This window comes from Kosakonia sp. PSU_27 (assembly GCF_039409795.1).
Taxonomy (GTDB): Bacteria; Pseudomonadota; Gammaproteobacteria; order Enterobacterales; family Enterobacteriaceae; genus Kosakonia.
The window spans coordinates 141,576-158,894 of the sequence record NZ_JBCIVK010000003.1 but is presented as its reverse complement, the minus strand read 5'-3'; the positions used below and the strand labels follow the sequence as shown (position 1 = coordinate 158,894).

Here is a 17,319-nt window from a genome sequence, read left to right as displayed (position 1 = left end):
GGGCAAAGCTGTACGCTATCCGGCAGAAACCACGTCTGTTTAAGCTATCAGGCAGAATCCGCCAGAGCAAGTTCTGCGCGGGCCTCAATGCGTTCGTTACCGTTATATAAACGGGCATGTTGCAGGCCGACGAACAGACGCTCACCGCGCTGGGGGGGATGTTCATCACGCATCACCACGGTCAACGGCTCCGTGTTCCAGCCCAGCGGCTGCACAACCAGTTGGGTGTAATGACCCTTCGGACTGGCTTCCAGCACCTGTACCGGCAGCGGAGAATCGAGACTGGTGCGACGGCTGACATCCACTTCCCACGGGCGCAGGAACAGATCGACATCCCCCTGGTAAGCCGGCGTATAACCAAGCGGCCAGCGGTGCGCACCAACATGGAATTGCCCACCGCTCACGGTGCCTTTCAGGCGGTTAACCTCACCCATAAACTCCAGCACAAAGCGGGTGGCGGGCTCTCGCCAGACCTGATCCGGCGCATCCGCCTGTTCAATGTTGCCCTGGCTCATCACAACGACGCGATCGGCAACTTCCGTCGCCTCTTCCTGATCGTGCGTCACGAATACGCTGGTGAATTTCAGCTCTTCATGCAACTGGCGCAACCAGCGACGCAGCTCTTTACGTACCTGCGCATCAAGCGCGCCGAAAGGTTCATCCAGCAACAGGATTTGCGGCTCCACCGCCAGCGCACGCGCCAGCGCCACACGCTGTTTCTGCCCACCGGAAAGCTGCGCCGGGAAACGGTCTGCCAGATGTGCCAGTTGCACCATCTCCAGCAGTTGCATCACTTTCGCTTTGATCGCCGCCGCATTTGGCCGTTCGCGGCGCGGCAGCACCGTCAGGCCGAAAGCGATATTGTCGAACACCGTCATATGACGAAACAGCGCATAATGCTGGAACACAAAACCGACGCGGCGCTCGCGCGCATGCAAACGGCTGACGTCAGTACCATGAAAACGAATGCGCCCGCTGGTCTGATGCTCAAGACCAGCAATAATACGCAGCAACGTGGTTTTACCGGAACCGGACGGGCCCAGCAACGCCACCATCTGGCCGGATGGGATATCAAGAGAGATATCATTCAGCACCTGGGTGCGACCAAAAGACTTCTTAATATTGGCAATCTCAATGCTCATGATTTCCCTCCTGTTGCTGGCGTTTTTCCTGATTATTCAAACGCCACTGCAACGCACTCTTTAAAAACAACGTCAAAATAGCCATCAACGTCAGCAGAGCCGCAGCGGTAAACGAACCGACGATGTTGTAATCCTGCTGCAGTAATTCAATTTGCAGCGGCAGCGACAGGGTTTCACCGCGGATAGAACCGGAAACCACTGACACCGCGCCAAATTCGCCAATCGCCCGCGCGTTAGTGAGCACTACGCCGTACAACAGCGCCCAGCGGATATTCGGTAGCGTCACGCGCTTGAACATCTGCCAGCCGGACGCGCCAAGCAGAATCGCCGCTTCATCTTCCTGGCTGCCCTGGCTTAACATCACCGGCACCAGTTCACGCACGACAAACGGGCAAGTCACAAACACGGTAACCAGCACCATGCCCGGCCAGGCGAACATAATTTGCAGATTATGCGCATCCAGCCAGCCGCCAAGTGGGCCGTTTGAGCCATAAAACAGCAGATAGATAAGACCTGCGACCACCGGCGACACAGCAAAGGGAATATCCAGCAGCGTCAACAGTAACTGGCGGCCCGGGAAATTAAAGCGCGTCACCAGCCAGGCCAGCAACGTGCCGAATATCAGGTTCAGCGGCACCGAGATCAGCGCAACCAGCACCGTCAGCCAGATGGCATGGAGCATGTCGGCGTCCGCGAGGTTTTCCAGAACTGGCATCAGGCCTTTGCTAAACGCCTGCACGAAAATGTAAACCATCGGCACGACGAGGATAAACGCCGAGACAATCACTCCCGTGCCAATCAAAAACCATTTGCCCCAGTTCACCTGAGGCTTGTCATAGCGTTTCAATTCAGTTATTTCCGCCATTAGTGACCTACCACACGCTGACCAAAGCGGCTTTGCAGGGTGTTAATGGAAAACAGCAACAGCAAAGAAGCCGCCAGGATCACCGAGGCAATCGCGCTCGCCGCCGGGTAATCAAACTCCTGCAAGCGTACAAAAATCATCAACGAGGTCACTTCGGTCTTCCAAGCGATGTTACCGGCGATAAAGATCACCGCGCCAAACTCGCCAAGGCTGCGGGTAAACGACAAGGCTACGCCCGCCATCAATGCAGGAGAGAGTTCCGGCAGCACCACTTTGCGAAAACTTTGCCAGCGCGTCGCGCCCAGGGTTTCCGCCGCCTCTTCATATTCCGGCCCCAGCTCTTCCAGTACCGGCTGAATGGTGCGCACCACAAACGGAATGCTGGTGAATGCCATCGCCACCGCGATACCAAGCCAGGTATAGGTCACTTTGATATCAAACTTCGCTAGCCATTCGCCGTAAAAACCATTCACCGAAAACAGCGAGGCCAGCGTCAGACCCGCCACCGCCGTTGGCAGCGCAAAAGGTAGATCCATCAGCGCATCCAGCAGGGTGCGGCCCGGAAAGCGGTAACGAGTAAGGATCCATGCCATCAGCAAGCCAAACACGCCGTTAAAAACGGAGGCGACAAAGGCTGCAATCAGCGTGACTTTATAAGCGGCCACAACCTGCGGATTAGTGACCACCTCCCAGTATTGCGCCCAGCTCATCTGCGCCAGCTGCATCACCAGTGCGCTCAGTGGCAACAGCAATATCAGACAAACAAAAAACAGGCTGCTGCCAAGGCTTAAACCAAAGCCAGGCAGCACGCGTTTTGATCCTGCAAACATCACTTACGCCCCGCCGCCAGCAACGTGTCCAGCTCACCACCGCTGGCGAAATGGGTTTTCATCACTTCAGGCCAGGAACCAAACTTGTCCTCTACGCGGAACAGCGCCGTCTGCGGGAATTTATCGCTTAGTTTCGCCATCACTTCCGGGTTGTTCACGCGATAGTAGTAATCAGTGATGATGGTTTGCGCCTGTGGGCTGTAAAGCCAGGTGAGATAAGCTTTGGCCGCTTTTTCTGTGCCGTTGGCCTTCACGTTTTTATCCACCCACGCAACCGGGAATTCAGCCAGGATGTTGACTTTCGGTACGACAACTTCAAAACCCTGCGCTTCATACTGCTTACGGATGTTATTCACTTCCGATTCAAACGAGATCAGCACATCGCCAAGCCCGCGCTCAACAAAGGTAGTTGTTGCGCCGCGACCGCCGGTGTCGAACACTTCAACGTTTTTGAGGAACTGGGTCATAAACTGCTGAGTTTTGGCTTTGTCGCCGCCATCCGCTTGATCCGCTGCGCCCCAGGCCGCCAGATAGGTGTAGCGCGCATTGCCGGAGGTTTTCGGGTTCGGGAAAATCAGTTTTACATCACTGCGCACCAGATCGTTCCAGTCGTGAATGTTCTTCGGGTTACCTTTGCGAACCAGAAACGCCATCGTTGAGTAGAACGGCGAGCTGTTATTCGGCAAACGGCTCTGCCAGTCCGCCGGGATCAGGTTGCCTTTGTCGTGCAGGATCTGCACGTCGGTGACCTGGTTATAGGTCACGACGTCCGCTTTCAACCCTTGCAGAATCGCCAGCGCCTGCTTTGAGGAGCCAGCGTGAGATTGCTTAATGGTCATCTTGTCACCGCCGTTATCTTTCGCCCATTGCTGTTCGAACGGCGTGTTAAGGGCCGCAAAGAGCTCGCGTGATACATCATAAGAGCTGTTAAGCAGTTCCGTCGCTTGTGCCTGAGCGGCCCACAGCGTCAGCGCTGCCAGCGTCTGATATCCTTTTTTCAGTAAGTTAACGGCCATTGCGCACCCTTATAAGCTGATGACATTTCGTCACTCAGTTTATTTATAACGGGTGTGAAACCAGTAACGGTTTTATATACCAATTGGTGATTTGGAATCAGAAAAGAATATAAGCAGAAGGGAGTAGTGACCGGGTTTCCCCGGTCAGCAGAAGTGCGTGGTTTACAGCGCCAGCAGCTTATCCAGCGACGGCGCGAAGTAGTAGCCGCCGGTCACCGGGCGGGTAAAACGCAGCATGGCGTCGCGCTTACCGTCGGTATCGCCAAACATGCTCAGCAGTTGCTGCTCAATGTTGTACAAACGGGCGCAATAGGTGCAGAAATAGAGCCCATGCGTGCCGCTGGCGGTGCCATAAGGCAGGCTCTGGCGGACGATTTTCAGCCCTTTGCCGTTCTCTTTCAGATCAACACGCGTCAGGTGTGACGTGTCCGGGCGCGCATCACCGTCGATCTCTTCATTGGCCTCTTTGGTACGGCCGATCATCATCTCCTGATCGCCCACGCTCATGCGATTAAGCTGCTTGAGGTTATGCTCCCAACGCTGCACCATCACGTAGCTGCCGCCGGCGTCCACGCCATCCTGAATAATGGCAACCTCGCGGCGTTTCTCATCGCCTGCCGGGTTTTCCGTGCCATCGATAAAGCCGCTCAAATCGCGCTCTTCCACCCAGCGGAAACCGTGCGTCTCTTCTTTAACGTCAATCGCCTCACCGAACGCCGCCAGCGCGGCCTGAGCGACGGAGAAATTCACATCGTGGCGCAGAGAAAGAATATGGATCAGCACATCTCGCTGTGTGGCGGGCGCCAGGCCTTTGCCATACGCCGGAAAATCTTTTAGCTCGTCTGCGCCTTCGGCACCGTTCAGTGCGCGCCAGGTCTTGTTGCCAAAGGCAATAGTCGCGCCCAGCGCCGCATCGGGGAATTGCAGTTGAAAGGTCGCCAGCTTATCGGCGAATACGCGGCTCGCCACGCGAAGGGCATCGGTGTCCCCTTTCACGTTGGCTTCAATCCAAATCGCCGCACGGCAATGTTCTGGCAAAATGCCGCTTTGAACCTGGGACATGACTCCTCCTGGAAAAAAACAGGCCACGAAACCGTGGCGATAATCGCGGTATTGTAACTGTTTTTCCCCCAGCAGCAGCGAGTTGAGATCAAATTAACGGCGCCAGATAAACTTGCTCACTTTCCAGTTTTTCAGCGCATCATCGGATGGCATCAACCCTTCCGGGCCGCTCCACTGGCCGGTAAACACATAGCTGATATGCTGGCTACCCGGCGCTTTACACTCTACGCCCACGCTGTCATCGCCCGCGCCTTTCACACAGTTACCGAAAGCTTTCTCAAACAGCGAATTGAACGGCGCGCCGATTTTTACCCCTTTATCCGTGGCGATACTATTATCGAGCACATCAATACGGCTAACCGCGCCGTTTTCTCCGTTCACCACCAGCGCCAGTTTGTCGTCTTTTAGCGCTTCAAAATAACGAACGATACTGCCTTTTTCCGTCTTCATGCCGCTACGCAGATGGTAATCGCTACCCAGCGCGTCCTGAATTGCCTGCTCGTTTAGTGGCGTGCTGGCGGTGATGTTACCAACACCATTGTCGCTCACCTCGACAGATGAACCAAACCAGTTCCACGGATAGGCCGCCGACCAGTTGACGGAAGCCAGCGTCGAGCAGCCGGTTAACGCCAGCGGCAGAACGCAAATAAGTGTACGCAGGGATTTCATGCTTCATTCCTTTTATTCATTGAACGCCTGTTGGAGTCCCGGAAGTGAAAAAAGTGCCGCTTAATGTTGAGCAAGGGAAAAACAGGCCCGAAGACGCCGGTTTGTCGCAAGCCACCACAGCGCAACCAGATCGGCGATAACCAGAAACAGCCCAATCCCGGAAAGCGCCTCGCCGGTAAACCAGCGCCAGGGTTGCCATACCAGCAGCGCCAGTTGCACCAGCAATACCAGCGGGTAGAGTGCGCGCCACAGGCGGGGAAAATGATCGCGGCGGCCGCTCAGTAAAAAGGTCAATGCCGCAGGAATACCTGGCAGCAAGCCCAGCCAGAAATCATCGTGATCGGGGTAAAACAATGCGAGCAATGCGTCGCCTTGCCCGCGCGATGCCCCCGCAATAACAAACAGCACCCAGGTGCGTGCCTGTAGCAGCAACACGCACCAGAACAGAAAAGGGAGTTTCAGGCGACCATGACTGTCGTAATCGGCGGGATAAATTTCAGTACTCTTCATCTTCAATCAAACGCTTGCCCAGACTGGCCGAATCCATATGTTCATAACCGAGGCGCTCATACATGCCGATAACCATCTCGTTATCTTCCCGCACCATCAGGTTGATTTTCGGGCAGCCGCGGGCAATCAGCTTTTTCTCCAGCCGGCTCAACAAAGCGTTAGCGATGCCGCGCCCGCGAAACTCAGGATGAACGCCAAGGTAATAAGCCGATCCGCGATGACCGTCATAACCGCCCATCACCGTGCCGACCACTTCCCCGCCGACTTCGGCGACCAGAAACAGACTCACATCGTGATTCACTTTGCGTTCAATATCCATTTCCGGATCGTTCCATGGTCGCAACAGCTCACAACGCTCCCACAAGGTGATCACTTCTTCGAAATCTTCCTGGCGAAAAACGCGTATCTCCATGGTATTCCCCGTCATTTTCAGCTGTGTAAACGTAGATTATGGCCCTAAGCGCCTCTGTCGCCAATATCCGGCATCTTCAGCACTGAAATTTGGCATAATGTCACTCTGTCACGTATTGAAATGAAAAGTAAAACATTAGTTCGCACGGATAGTCGTAACGGTAAACACGATACGATATAACACCAGGGACCACGAATAAGACAATTCAGGCGTATGAGCACCTTTAAACCTTTAAAAACACTCACCTCGCGTCGTCAGGTGCTGAAAGCAGGCCTGGCCGCCCTGACATTAACGGGCATGTCTCGCGCTATCGCAAAGGACGAGACACCACTTAAAACCACGACCGGGCACAGTAAACCGAAAGCCAGGAAAGCCGGCGCGAAACGCATTGTGATGCTTGATCCGGGCCACGGCGGTATTGATACCGGCGCGATTGGTCATAACGGTTCGCAAGAAAAACACGTGGTGCTGGCGATCGCCAAAACCGTCCGCGCCCAATTGCGTGCGCAGGGAATTGATGCGCGCCTGACGCGCACCGGCGATAAATTTATTCCGCTTTATGATCGCGTAGAGATTGCCCACCAGCACGGTGCCGATCTGTTTATGTCGATCCACGCCGACGGCTTCACCAACCCAAGCGCTGCGGGCGCGTCGGTGTTTGCGCTTTCTAATCGCGGCGCCAGTAGCGCGATGGCGAAATACCTGTCGGATAAAGAAAACGCCGCCGACGATCTGGCCGGGAAAAAAGCCAGAGACAAAGATCACCTGCTCCAGCAAGTGCTGTTCGATTTGGTGCAAACTGACACCATTAAAAACAGCCTGACGCTCGGCTCGCATATTCTCAAGCAGATCAAACCGGTACACCGCCTGCATAGCCGCAACACAGAACAGGCGGCATTTGTGGTGCTAAAATCGCCTTCGATACCGTCCGTGCTGGTGGAAACCTCGTTTATCACCAACCCGGCAGAAGAGAAGCTGCTCGGCACGGCGGCGTTTCGCCAGAAAATCGCCAGCGCCATTGCCGACGGTGTACTCAGCTATTTTAGCTGGTTTGATAATCATAAAGCCCACACGAAGAGACGCGGATGACCACGCCTGATATCCACCCGGTTAAAAACGCCCTGTTAAATTTGCAGGACAAGATCTGTGACCAGCTGAGTGCCCTTGATGGCGGCGCATTTATTGAAGATGCGTGGACGCGTGCGGCAGGTGGCGGTGGGCGCAGCCGTGTGCTGCGTGATGGCAGCGTGTTTGAACAGGCGGGCGTCAATTTTTCGCACGTTCACGGCGACGCAATGCCCGCTTCGGCCACCGCGCACCGCCCGGAACTGGCGGGTCGCAGTTTCGAAGCGATGGGCGTTTCGCTGGTGGTTCATCCGCGTAATCCGTATGTACCCACCAGCCATGCCAATGTGCGCTTTTTTATCGCCGAAAAACCCGGTGCGGAACCGGTGTGGTGGTTTGGCGGCGGCTTTGATTTAACGCCCTACTACGGTTTTGAAGAGGATGCTCGCCACTGGCACCGCACAGCGCGCGATATCTGTTTGCCGTTCGGCGAAGAGGTATATCCACGCTATAAAAAGTGGTGTGACGATTACTTCTACCTTAAACACCGTGATGAACAGCGCGGCATTGGCGGGTTGTTTTTCGACGATCTCAACACGCCGGATTTCGATCACTGCTTCGCTTTTATGCAGGCGGTGGGTAATGGCTATCTCAATGCTTATTTGCCGATTGTTGAACGCCGCAAAGCCACGTCTTATGGCGAGCGCGAGCGCGACTTCCAGCTTTACCGTCGCGGCCGGTATGTGGAGTTCAATCTTGTGTGGGATCGCGGCACCCTGTTTGGCTTACAAACCGGCGGGCGCACTGAATCCATTCTGATGTCGATGCCGCCGCTGGTGCGCTGGGAATACAATTATCAGCCCGCCGAAGGCAGCCCGGAAGCCGCCCTCAGCGAGTTTATAAAAGTCAGAGACTGGGTGTAATTTCTTTAATCTCAAGCCGGATAAAGTGCGCTGTTCAACGGATATGTCGCTGATGAGGTATTGTTCCGTGCACAGATGTTCCACAGTTTCTGAAACATCGCTGCATGTGAACGGGAAAAGGGGAGCTGCCGCGCTCCCCTTTTCAATGCCCGCGTCTGCGCGATAAATCGGTGCTTTGCACTACGCTCACTTCCCAAGTGCGTGTCTGCGGTTAGCTCGACTCGCGATTACTTGCCCCTTCGGAGTCAGCACAAGCGCTGTTCAGAATGGCTCCCGGGGCAATTTTGTCCGTGGCTCGATTCGCTTCAGGCCGCCATCCATGGCGTCCAGACCTTATAACTCACTCTTCGGTTCGCCGATTTCAGCGGAACGCAACCCATCGCGATTGAATGTCGCCCGGACAGAAAGAGCGAGCGGCTTCCTTCAAAAACAACCCAACAAGCGACAACCCGATTATCGACGGTTCGCAGACACAAACATTACAGCGGCTGCGTTTGCGCCTCCACCACCGCCAGTGCAACCATATTGACGATACGCCGCACCGAGGCAATCGGTGTCAGCACATGGACCGGTTTCGCCACGCCCATCAGCACCGGCCCTACGGTCACCCCTTCCGAACTGGACACGCGCAGCAGGTTGTAGCTGATTCGCGCCGCTTCTACGTTTGGCATAATCAGGATATTCGCCGCCCCTTTCAGCGGGCTATCGGGCATACGTTCATGACGGATACTCTCATCCAGCGCCGCGTCACCGTGCATTTCGCCATCAATCATTAACTCCGGCGCGCGTTCACGCACCAGCGCTAACGTATCGCGCATTTTCACCGCCGCAGGCGCGTTCGATGAACCAAACTGCGAATGCGAAAGCAGCGCCACGCGCGGTTCAATGCCGAAACGGCGTACTGTTTCCGCCGCCAGAATGGTGATCTCCGCCAGCTCTTCCGCGCTGGGATCCTCATTGACGTAAGTATCGGCGATAAAGGTGTTGCCGCTTGGCAACAATAAAGCGTTCATTGCGCCTGCGACATGGACATTCTCGCGGTAGCCGAAGATCGGCTGCAGTACACTGAAATGCTCGTGATAATCACCGATGGTGCCACAAATCAGCGCGTCCGCTTCGCCACGATGCACCATGATCGCGCCAATAATGGTGGTGTTACCGATCACCGCACGCTGCGCCTGCTCCTGCGTGACGCCGCGACGTTTCATGATGTTGAAGTACTCCATCCAGTACTCTTTAAAGCGCGGATCGGACTCGTTATTGACGATTTCGAAGTCCACATCCGGGCGGATTTGCAAACCGAGTTTCTGAATACGCATCTCAATGACGCTCGGACGGCCAATCAGAATCGGTTTTGCCAGCCCTAACGTCACCAGTTCCTGCGTGGCATGCAGTACGCGCGGCTCCTCACCTTCTGCCAGCACTACGCGTTTCGGTGCGTTACGCGCCTGCGAGAAGATCGGCTTCATAAACAGATTGGTTTTGTAGACAAATTCAGTGAGCTTATCGACATAAGCATCGAAATCAGCGATAGGTCGCGTCGCCACGCCGGAATCCATGGCGGCTTTTGCCACCGCAGGCGCGATTTTGACAATCAGGCGCGGATCAAACGGTTTCGGGATCAGGTAATCCGGGCCAAAGCTGAGATCCTGGTCGCCATAGGCTGAAGCCACCACTTCGCTCTGCTCAGCATGCGCCAGTTCCGCGATAGCGTTAACTGCCGCCAGCTTCATCTCTTCGTTAATTGCCGTTGCGCCGACATCCAGCGCGCCACGGAAAATAAACGGGAAGCAAAGAACGTTGTTTACCTGGTTGGGGTAATCAGAACGGCCGGTGCAGATAATGGCGTCCGGGCGCACCGCTTTCGCCAGATCCGGCAGAATTTCCGGTTCCGGGTTCGCCAGCGCGAGGATCAGCGGCTGGCGCGCCATACCTTTCACCATTTCCGGGGTCAGCACTTTCGGCCCGGAACAACCAAGGAAGATGTCCGAACCGGCAACCACATCCGCCAGCGTGCGTTTGCCGTCATCGTCAACGGCATAAGCGGCTTTGGTTTCCGCCATATTCGGTTCGCGGCCTTTGTAGATAACGCCTTTTGAGTCGCAGACCACAATGTTGTGTTTCTGCATGCCAAGCGCCACCAGCAGGTTCATACAGGCAATCGCCGCTGCGCCCGCGCCGGAAACCACCATGCGCACATCGGTGAGGTTCTTCTCGACCACGCGCAGGCCGTTGAGAATAGCGGCGGTGCTGATAATCGCCGTACCGTGCTGATCGTCGTGGAATACCGGAATATTCATGCGTTCGCGCAGCTTCGCTTCAATGTAGAAGCACTCCGGCGCTTTGATATCTTCCAGGTTAATGCCGCCAAAGGTCGGTTCCAGCGCGGCCACAACATCAATCAGTTTGTCCGGATCGTGTTCATCCACTTCGATATCAAAAACATCGATTCCGGCGAATTTTTTGAACAGTACGCCTTTGCCTTCCATCACGGGTTTACCGGCCAGTGCGCCGATATTGCCAAGGCCGAGTACCGCAGTACCGTTGGATACCACGGCGACCAGATTGCCGCGCGCGGTGTATTTGTAGGCTGCCAGCGGGTCTTTTTCGATCTCAAGACAAGGCGCGGCGACGCCAGGAGAGTAAGCCAGCGCCAGATCGCGCTGTGTTGCCAGCGGTTTTGTCGGGGAGACCTGAATCTTCCCCGGACGGGGGAATTCGTGAAAATCGAGGGCACTTTGTTTTAGTTGGTCGTCCATTTGAGGTTCCTTTCACGTTGTTTTCAGAGTGAAACGTGCGATGTCTATCCCAATGCGCCGCATAGTATGGCCTCTGTCGCCCGCATAAACTTTGAACATAGCCAAAATCTCGCCATGACATAAACAAAATTGTTATCAATTTATCGCAACTTTGTTACGTGCCGCAAAACGCAGGGCCCGGGCGCGTCTGCTATGCTTTTTTGTTATGCACCTCTCATCCTCACAAAAGTGCGACAGAAAGCACTCCAGTAATCCATTGCTTTTAAAGGAGTTATTTTTCATGAATCACTTAGACGGCCTCAAACAATTCACTACCGTGGTGGCCGACAGCGGCGACATCGAATCCATTCGCCACTATCAGCCGGAAGATGCCACCACCAACCCTTCCCTGCTGCTGAAGGCGGCCGGGCTGGCGCACTTCTCGCATCTGATTGACGATGCCATTGCCTACGGCAAAGCGCGTGGTAAAACCCAGGAGCAGCAAGTGGCTGAAGCCAGCGACAAACTGGCGGTCAATTTTGGTGCGGAAATTCTGAAAAGCATCCCGGGACGCGTCTCCACCGAGGTTGACGCCCGCCTCTCTTACGACAAAGAGAAGAGCATCGCCAAAGCGCGCCAGCTGGTGGCGTTGTACAAAGATCAGGGCATCGATAAGTCACGCATTTTGATCAAACTGGCGTCAACCTGGGAGGGGATCCGCGCGGCGGAAGAGCTGGAAAAAGAGGGGATCAACTGCAACCTGACGCTGCTGTTCTCGTTTGCACAGGCTCGCGCCTGTGCCGAAGCGGGTGTATTTTTGATTTCGCCTTTCGTTGGCCGTATTTACGACTGGTATAACGATCGCAAACCGCTCGACCCGTATGTGGTGGATGAAGATCCCGGCGTGAAGTCGGTGCGCAATATCTACGACTACTACAAACAACATCGCTATGAAACCATCGTGATGGGCGCAAGCTTCCGCCGCACCGAGCAGATCCTCGCACTGGCGGGCTGCGACCGCCTGACTATCTCTCCGGCGCTGCTGAAAGAGCTACAGGCACAGGAAGGCATTGTTGAGCGCAAACTGGTGCCATCGCGCCAAACCTTCCATCGCCCGGAACCGTTAACAGAAGCTGAATTCCGTTGGGAGCATAACCAGGATCCGATGGCCGTCGAAAAACTGGCCGACGGTATCCGTCAGTTCGCCGTTGATCAGCGCAGCCTTGAAGATCTGCTCGCCGCTAAACTTTAACCTTTGCCATGGAGTGAATTATGTCCCGTAGAGAGCTTGCAAACGCCGTTCGCGCCCTGAGTATGGACGCGGTGCAAAAAGCCAATTCTGGCCACCCTGGCGCCCCGATGGGGATGGCGGATATTGCCGAAGTGCTGTGGAATGATTTTCTGCGCCACAACCCGGCGGACCCCACCTGGTACGATCGCGACCGCTTTATCCTCTCTAACGGTCATGCCTCAATGCTGCTGTACAGCCTGCTGCACCTCAGTGGTTATGACCTGCCGCTTGAAGAGCTAAAAAACTTCCGCCAGCTCCACTCCAAAACCCCGGGCCACCCGGAGATCGGCTATACGCCGGGCGTGGAAACCACCACCGGCCCGCTCGGGCAGGGGCTGGCGAACGCCGTCGGGCTGGCGATTGCCGAACGTACGCTGGCTGCGCAATTCAACCGGCCGGGGCATGACATTGTTGACCACTACACCTATGTGTTTATGGGCGATGGCTGCCTGATGGAAGGCATTTCCCATGAAGTCTGTTCGCTGGCGGGCACGCTCGGACTCGGCAAACTGATCGGCTTTTACGATCACAACGGCATCTCCATTGATGGCGAGACTGAGGGCTGGTTTACCGATGACACCGCCAAACGCTTCGAAGCCTATAACTGGCATGTGATTGGCGATATCGACGGGCATTCACCCGAGGCGGTGAAAAAAGCGATTGAAGAAGCACAAAGCGTGAAAGATAAGCCGTCACTGATTATCTGCCGCACGGTGATTGGTTTTGGCTCGCCGAACAAAGCCGGGAAAGAGGAGTCGCACGGCGCGGCGCTCGGTGAAGAAGAAGTGGCGCTCACCCGGCAAAAACTCGGCTGGAAATACCCGGCTTTTGAAATCCCGAAAGAGATTTACCAGGCGTGGGATGCCCGCGAACGCGGGGCGAAACATCAACATGACTGGAATGAAAAACTGGCGGCCTGGGCCAAAGAATACCCGGATCTGGCGGCCGAGTTTACACGCCGTATGAGCGGTGAACTGCCGGAAAGCTGGGAAAAAACCACCACCGACTGGATCAATAAGCTGCAGGCCAACCCGGCGAAAATCGCCACCCGTAAAGCCTCGCAGAACACGCTCAACAGCTATGGGCCAATCCTGCCGGAACTGCTTGGCGGTTCCGCCGACCTCGCGCCCAGCAACCTCACCATCTGGTCCGGCTCCACCTCGCTGAAAGAGGACCCCGCCGGGAATTACATTCACTACGGCGTGCGCGAGTTTGGTATGACGGCCATTGCCAACGGCATCGCGCACCACGGTGGTTTTGTGCCTTATACCGCCACCTTTTTGATGTTCGTTGAATATGCCCGCAACGCGGCGCGTATGGCGGCGCTGATGAAAGCCCGGCAGATTATGGTTTACACCCACGATTCGATTGGCTTAGGGGAAGACGGCCCAACGCACCAGGCGGTTGAACAACTCGCCAGCCTGCGCTTAACGCCGAACTTCAGCACCTGGCGTCCGTGCGACCAGGTAGAAGCGGCGGTCGGCTGGAAGCTGGCGATCGAGCGACATCATGGCCCGACGGCGTTGATCCTCTCGCGCCAGAACCTCACGCAAATGGAGCGAACCCCGGAGCAGGTGCAGGCCATCAGCCGTGGCGGTTATATCCTGAAAGATTGCGACGGCACGCCGGATGTGATCCTGATTGCGACCGGCTCGGAGATGGAGATCACCGTCAACGCGGCGGAGCAACTGACTAACGAAGGCCATAAAGTGCGCGTGGTATCGCTGCCGTCGACCGATATTTTCGACGCGCAGGATGAAGCCTGGCGTGAATCTGTACTGCCGTCGGACGTGAGTGCGCGCGTGGCGGTTGAAGCCGGGATCGCCGATTACTGGTACAAATATGTCGGCCTGAAAGGGGCGATTGTCGGTATGACCGGTTACGGGGAATCAGCACCTGCCGAGAAGCTGTTCCCCTACTTCGGCTTCACGGTCGAAAACGTGGTGGCGAAAGCCAAAGCAGTACTGAAAAAATAAGCGTGAGCGCGCCAGCATAAATGGCTGGCGCGCCATTTTATTTCACCACCAGCAACGGCTCGCTCTCCTGCGGCGTCACGATATCTTCCTGCTTTTCATCCCACAGCGCTTTTTTCACCAGCACATTGCCGTTGTGCTGCGTATCGCGTTTCACCAGCGTTGCGGCGTCATCGTCTTCCTGAATATTGATGTTGATGGGAAATGAAGGCAGCGCTTTCGTCCATTGCCCTTGCTGGATATCAAAGACATAAACCACTCGCCAGGCGCTGGTCCACCATTGCGGGAAAACAACGACCCGATCGCGCCCGCTATCATCGAGCTGCGACAGCGTTTCCACCCCGCCACCAATGCACTGCGGCACTACCGCGGGTTGTACAGCCGGGTTGCTGCTCCAGAGCTTACATTCACAGTCACCCTCTTCATCGCAACTGCCACCGGTTTTGGGGTCGCGCGCGTTCACCCACACGACATCTTTGCTGTTGCCGTCAAACTTGCCTTTGGTCAACAGCCCCTGCACCGACGCCTCTTTTTGATTCAGGCGGGTGAGCAAATCGGTTTCGCCGCTAATGCGCCAGCCCACAGACTGTTTGCTGAAGGTAAGCTGCGCCGGGTAGTTTTTTACCTGTTTTTCATCGAGCCCAGCTTGTTTGACAAACTCGACCTGAACCTGGCCCGCCTCATCTTCGGCGATATCAAGCGTGGTGATAATGCGCTGCGCATAGTGTGGTGAGTGAGAGGTGAACGCTTGCTGGCGGCGCAGGACCTCGTCGCGCTCAAGATGCTGGCCAAACCATTCGACCTGAGCCGCATAGAGATCGCTGCCGGTTGCCCGGGCATTGCCATTCAGATGGCTATTCCAGACATCAACAAGCTGGGTGATGCTCTGTTTATCCGCTGAGGTCAGTTCAGCCTGTGCAGGCAGAACGGCAAAAAAGAGCACGCAGGCCGCAAGCCATTGTGGGTAAAAGCGTTTCATTATTCCCTTCCCGATATAAATATCCGCAAGGGATTATGTCAGCGAAGGGTTAGCGCGTCACCCACAGCGTTGGCCACGCATCGGGGCCGTGCCAGCTATCGCAGGAGGGCTCCTGCGCGTAACGCACCAGGCGAAAGCGCTGGCCATCAAAACGCCAGCGGCTCGACACGCCGCAATCCGCCAGGCTGCGGCCTTTGGAGAGCGTGGTGAGTTCGCGGGTTTTCTCATCAAATGCCGCATTCATCAGCTCCATTTCATCGTTACCGTTATCCGGCGTGAAAGGCAGCATCAGGCGCACCAGCCGCGCGGCAAATGGTTTTTCCCGTGATACCAGCCAAGCGCGTTCGACCATGTTATACGCACCCGCTTCACAGTCGATCAACAGCAACGCTTTATCATCGGTTAGCGCGCTCACACGCACCTGGCGGCGCATCGGATCCAGCGAACACTGGCTGTTGTTCATTCGCCAGGTGCCGTAATCCAGCAAATCGTTCAGTTCCTGGTGCGTCAGCGGAGCTGGCGCAACGTTGGCCGTGGCTACCTTTTTCAACGCGGGTGCGGGCGGGACGCTTAACGACGGGCTATCGCCCTTTTTAATCCATGCTGTTTCGCTGCCGACACGTTTTTGCAGCGCATCAATAAGCAGCAGCGCCGCTTTCAGCCCGACCAGAGAAATCTCGCCCTTGCTGCCTCGCAGGGTAAGCGCCTGGCCTTCCTGAATGTTTTTTAGAAATGAAGTGATGGCATCAGTGTTATCCGTCACCAGATGCCACGGCGTGATTTGCCAGCGCTCGCCAGCCAGCACCAGCGGCTGGCCGTCAAACAGTAAACGCCCGGCAATCGGCGGTTCTTTGGTAACAGGCGCGTCGATGCCGCCATAGTCGATACGCAGCGTAGCATCGGCACGCGCGCCGGCGCTGCGCTCCAGCGTCATTACCAGCCCCTGATGCTCACCAATATTGCGTGCCACGCAAAAGTTCTGGTTATTACAGGTGACCTGCCAGTCGGAAAAGGTTTGTTGCGCGGGCGCAGCGCACAGCAACGGTGCGGCCAGAAGGCCGAAGAGCAAAGTCAAAACGCTGCGGTAACGCATGGCTGGCACAACCCCGGAAGAATAGACGCAGAACCTGCGTATATTCTATTTCCCGGTAGGCTTGCTCAATCGGATTTGTCGGATAGCTTCATCTGAAAGCGAAGCTGATAACCTTATAAATTTCAGTCCATTAGGCCAGATGTTTGCAAATATTGCAGCAAAATCACCGCTTTGCCATCACGGATCTCACCGTTGGCGACCATCGCTAAGGCCTGCCGGAAAGGTAACTCCAGCACTTCGATATCTTCATCTTCCACGCCGCCACCGTTATTAGCGCGCTGCGCATCGTTATATTCCGCAATGAAGAAGTGGACAATTTCCGTTACCCCGCCCGGCGACATGTATAACTCAAAGACTTTGCGCACTTCGCCAACTTCGTATCCCGTCTCCTCAATCGCTTCCTTACGAATGCACACTTCCGGCTCATCGTCATCCAGTAACCCGGCGCAGGCTTCAATCAGGCGACCGTCCACGTTGCCATTTACCCAGGTGGCAATCCGGAACTGGCGGATCAGCACCACACTCTGCTTTTCGCGGTTATACAGCAGGATAGTGGCACCATTGCCGCGGTCATAAACTTCACGTTTATGACGCACCACTTCACCGTCCTGACGGGTCAAATCGTAGGTGATATTGCGCAGGACAAAATAATTTTCAGAGAGGATTTTATCTTTGATAACTTCAATTTTCAGCGACATACAGGCTCCAGAGCGCTAACAACTTTGCGTAATACTACGCCGCGAAGTGTGAC

The 17,319-nt window shown here is 55.6% G+C and carries 16 protein-coding genes; 4 read left to right on the top strand and 12 right to left on the bottom strand.

From position 1 onward, the window contains the following. Positions 1 to 47: 47 nt before the first annotated feature. From cysA to AAIG26_RS07620, 8 genes are all read right to left on the bottom strand, one after another. Positions 48 to 1,142 (bottom strand): sulfate/thiosulfate ABC transporter ATP-binding protein CysA, encoded by a 1,095-nt coding sequence (gene cysA, locus AAIG26_RS07655; RefSeq protein WP_020454654.1) that lies wholly within the window; start codon positions 1,140 to 1,142, stop codon positions 48 to 50. After that, positions 1,132 to 2,007 (bottom strand): sulfate/thiosulfate ABC transporter permease CysW, encoded by an 876-nt coding sequence (cysW, locus tag AAIG26_RS07650; protein WP_269230600.1) that lies wholly within the window; start codon positions 2,005 to 2,007, stop codon positions 1,132 to 1,134. Before cysW ends, cysA begins: the two co-directional genes overlap by 11 nt. Further along, positions 2,007 to 2,837, bottom strand: coding sequence for a sulfate/thiosulfate ABC transporter permease CysT (gene cysT / locus AAIG26_RS07645; RefSeq protein ID WP_017458920.1), 831 nt, complete (start codon positions 2,835 to 2,837; stop codon positions 2,007 to 2,009). The genes cysW and cysT overlap by 1 nt, the downstream gene beginning before the upstream one ends. Next, positions 2,837 to 3,853 carry a sulfate ABC transporter substrate-binding protein gene (locus AAIG26_RS07640; protein WP_343180402.1) on the bottom strand — a complete coding sequence of 339 codons (1,017 nt, stop codon included), beginning with the start codon at positions 3,851 to 3,853 and terminating at the stop codon, positions 2,837 to 2,839. The genes cysT and AAIG26_RS07640 overlap by 1 nt, the downstream gene beginning before the upstream one ends. A gap of 162 nt (positions 3,854 to 4,015) precedes the next feature. Further along, positions 4,016 to 4,915, bottom strand: a complete 900-nt coding sequence (locus AAIG26_RS07635; protein WP_343180401.1) for a Dyp-type peroxidase — start codon at positions 4,913 to 4,915, stop codon at positions 4,016 to 4,018. A 93-nt stretch (positions 4,916 to 5,008) separates the two neighbouring features. Beyond that, the gene (locus AAIG26_RS07630) at positions 5,009 to 5,584 is read right to left on the bottom strand and encodes an RpoE-regulated lipoprotein (protein WP_343180400.1); all 576 of its coding nucleotides are present in this window, start codon (positions 5,582 to 5,584) and stop codon (positions 5,009 to 5,011) included. 60 nt (positions 5,585 to 5,644) lie between these two features. Then, positions 5,645 to 6,094 carry a DUF2919 domain-containing protein gene (locus AAIG26_RS07625; protein WP_045510292.1) on the bottom strand — a complete coding sequence of 150 codons (450 nt, stop codon included), beginning with the start codon at positions 6,092 to 6,094 and terminating at the stop codon, positions 5,645 to 5,647. After that, complete coding sequence (locus tag AAIG26_RS07620) at positions 6,081 to 6,506, bottom strand: GNAT family acetyltransferase (RefSeq protein WP_017458925.1); 426 nt, start codon at positions 6,504 to 6,506, stop codon at positions 6,081 to 6,083. Before AAIG26_RS07620 ends, AAIG26_RS07625 begins: the two co-directional genes overlap by 14 nt. 213 nt (positions 6,507 to 6,719) lie before the next feature. Here AAIG26_RS07620 and amiA point away from each other — a divergent pair, with 213 nt between their 5' ends. Continuing rightward, positions 6,720 to 7,595 carry an N-acetylmuramoyl-L-alanine amidase AmiA gene (gene amiA / locus AAIG26_RS07615; RefSeq protein WP_020454660.1) on the top strand — a complete coding sequence of 292 codons (876 nt, stop codon included), beginning with the start codon at positions 6,720 to 6,722 and terminating at the stop codon, positions 7,593 to 7,595. Continuing rightward, the gene (gene hemF, locus AAIG26_RS07610; protein ID WP_343180399.1) at positions 7,592 to 8,494 is read left to right on the top strand and encodes an oxygen-dependent coproporphyrinogen oxidase; all 903 of its coding nucleotides are present in this window, start codon (positions 7,592 to 7,594) and stop codon (positions 8,492 to 8,494) included. The genes amiA and hemF overlap by 4 nt, the downstream gene beginning before the upstream one ends. Before the next feature lie 479 nt (positions 8,495 to 8,973). Here the strand turns inward: hemF and maeB are convergent, their stop codons facing one another. Further along, positions 8,974 to 11,253: an NADP-dependent oxaloacetate-decarboxylating malate dehydrogenase gene (gene maeB / locus AAIG26_RS07605; RefSeq protein WP_343180398.1), complete on the bottom strand. Its 2,280-nt coding sequence runs from the start codon at positions 11,251 to 11,253 to the stop codon at positions 8,974 to 8,976. Between the two features lie 280 nt (positions 11,254 to 11,533). Here maeB and tal point away from each other — a divergent pair, with 280 nt between their 5' ends. Further along, on the top strand, positions 11,534 to 12,484 hold the full coding sequence (tal, locus tag AAIG26_RS07600) for a transaldolase (protein WP_020454663.1): 951 nt from the start codon (positions 11,534 to 11,536) through the stop codon (positions 12,482 to 12,484). 20 nt (positions 12,485 to 12,504) lie between these two features. Further along, a complete protein-coding gene (gene tkt / locus AAIG26_RS07595) occupies positions 12,505 to 14,499 on the top strand; it encodes a transketolase (RefSeq protein WP_343180397.1) in 1,995 nt (664 codons plus the stop codon). 37 nt (positions 14,500 to 14,536) lie between these two features. Here tkt and AAIG26_RS07590 read toward each other — a convergent pair whose 3' ends face one another. The 3 genes from AAIG26_RS07590 to nudK all read right to left on the bottom strand — a co-directional run bounded on the left by AAIG26_RS07590 (position 14,537) and on the right by nudK (position 17,266). Then, positions 14,537 to 15,475 (bottom strand): hypothetical protein, encoded by a 939-nt coding sequence (locus tag AAIG26_RS07590; protein ID WP_343180396.1) that lies wholly within the window; start codon positions 15,473 to 15,475, stop codon positions 14,537 to 14,539. A gap of 49 nt (positions 15,476 to 15,524) precedes the next feature. Beyond that, on the bottom strand, positions 15,525 to 16,568 hold the full coding sequence (locus AAIG26_RS07585) for a DUF1176 domain-containing protein (RefSeq protein ID WP_343180395.1): 1,044 nt from the start codon (positions 16,566 to 16,568) through the stop codon (positions 15,525 to 15,527). 122 nt (positions 16,569 to 16,690) lie between these two features. After that, entirely contained in the window at positions 16,691 to 17,266 is a 576-nt protein-coding gene (gene nudK / locus AAIG26_RS07580) for a GDP-mannose pyrophosphatase NudK (protein WP_097407651.1), read from the bottom strand. Positions 17,267 to 17,319: the final 53 nt, after the last annotated feature.

Excerpts from the sequence above, each read along its gene's own strand:
- cysA (WP_020454654.1), bottom strand. The coding sequence starts at position 1,142 with ATGAGCATTGAGATTGCCAATATTAAGAAGTCTTTTGGTCGCACCCAG.
- cysW (WP_269230600.1), bottom strand. The coding sequence starts at position 2,007 with ATGGCGGAAATAACTGAATTGAAACGCTATGACAAGCCTCAGGTGAAC.
- cysT (WP_017458920.1), bottom strand. The coding sequence starts at position 2,837 with ATGTTTGCAGGATCAAAACGCGTGCTGCCTGGCTTTGGTTTAAGCCTT.
- AAIG26_RS07640 (WP_343180402.1), bottom strand. The coding sequence starts at position 3,853 with ATGGCCGTTAACTTACTGAAAAAAGGATATCAGACGCTGGCAGCGCTG.
- AAIG26_RS07635 (WP_343180401.1), bottom strand. The coding sequence starts at position 4,915 with ATGTCCCAGGTTCAAAGCGGCATTTTGCCAGAACATTGCCGTGCGGCG.
- AAIG26_RS07630 (WP_343180400.1), bottom strand. The coding sequence starts at position 5,584 with ATGAAATCCCTGCGTACACTTATTTGCGTTCTGCCGCTGGCGTTAACC.
- AAIG26_RS07625 (WP_045510292.1), bottom strand. The coding sequence starts at position 6,094 with ATGAAGAGTACTGAAATTTATCCCGCCGATTACGACAGTCATGGTCGC.
- AAIG26_RS07620 (WP_017458925.1), bottom strand. The coding sequence starts at position 6,506 with ATGGAGATACGCGTTTTTCGCCAGGAAGATTTCGAAGAAGTGATCACC.
- amiA (WP_020454660.1), top strand. The coding sequence starts at position 6,720 with ATGAGCACCTTTAAACCTTTAAAAACACTCACCTCGCGTCGTCAGGTG.
- hemF (WP_343180399.1), top strand. The coding sequence starts at position 7,592 with ATGACCACGCCTGATATCCACCCGGTTAAAAACGCCCTGTTAAATTTG.
- maeB (WP_343180398.1), bottom strand. The coding sequence starts at position 11,253 with ATGGACGACCAACTAAAACAAAGTGCCCTCGATTTTCACGAATTCCCC.
- tal (WP_020454663.1), top strand. The coding sequence starts at position 11,534 with ATGAATCACTTAGACGGCCTCAAACAATTCACTACCGTGGTGGCCGAC.
- tkt (WP_343180397.1), top strand. The coding sequence starts at position 12,505 with ATGTCCCGTAGAGAGCTTGCAAACGCCGTTCGCGCCCTGAGTATGGAC.
- AAIG26_RS07590 (WP_343180396.1), bottom strand. The coding sequence starts at position 15,475 with ATGAAACGCTTTTACCCACAATGGCTTGCGGCCTGCGTGCTCTTTTTT.
- AAIG26_RS07585 (WP_343180395.1), bottom strand. The coding sequence starts at position 16,568 with ATGCGTTACCGCAGCGTTTTGACTTTGCTCTTCGGCCTTCTGGCCGCA.
- nudK (WP_097407651.1), bottom strand. The coding sequence starts at position 17,266 with ATGTCGCTGAAAATTGAAGTTATCAAAGATAAAATCCTCTCTGAAAAT.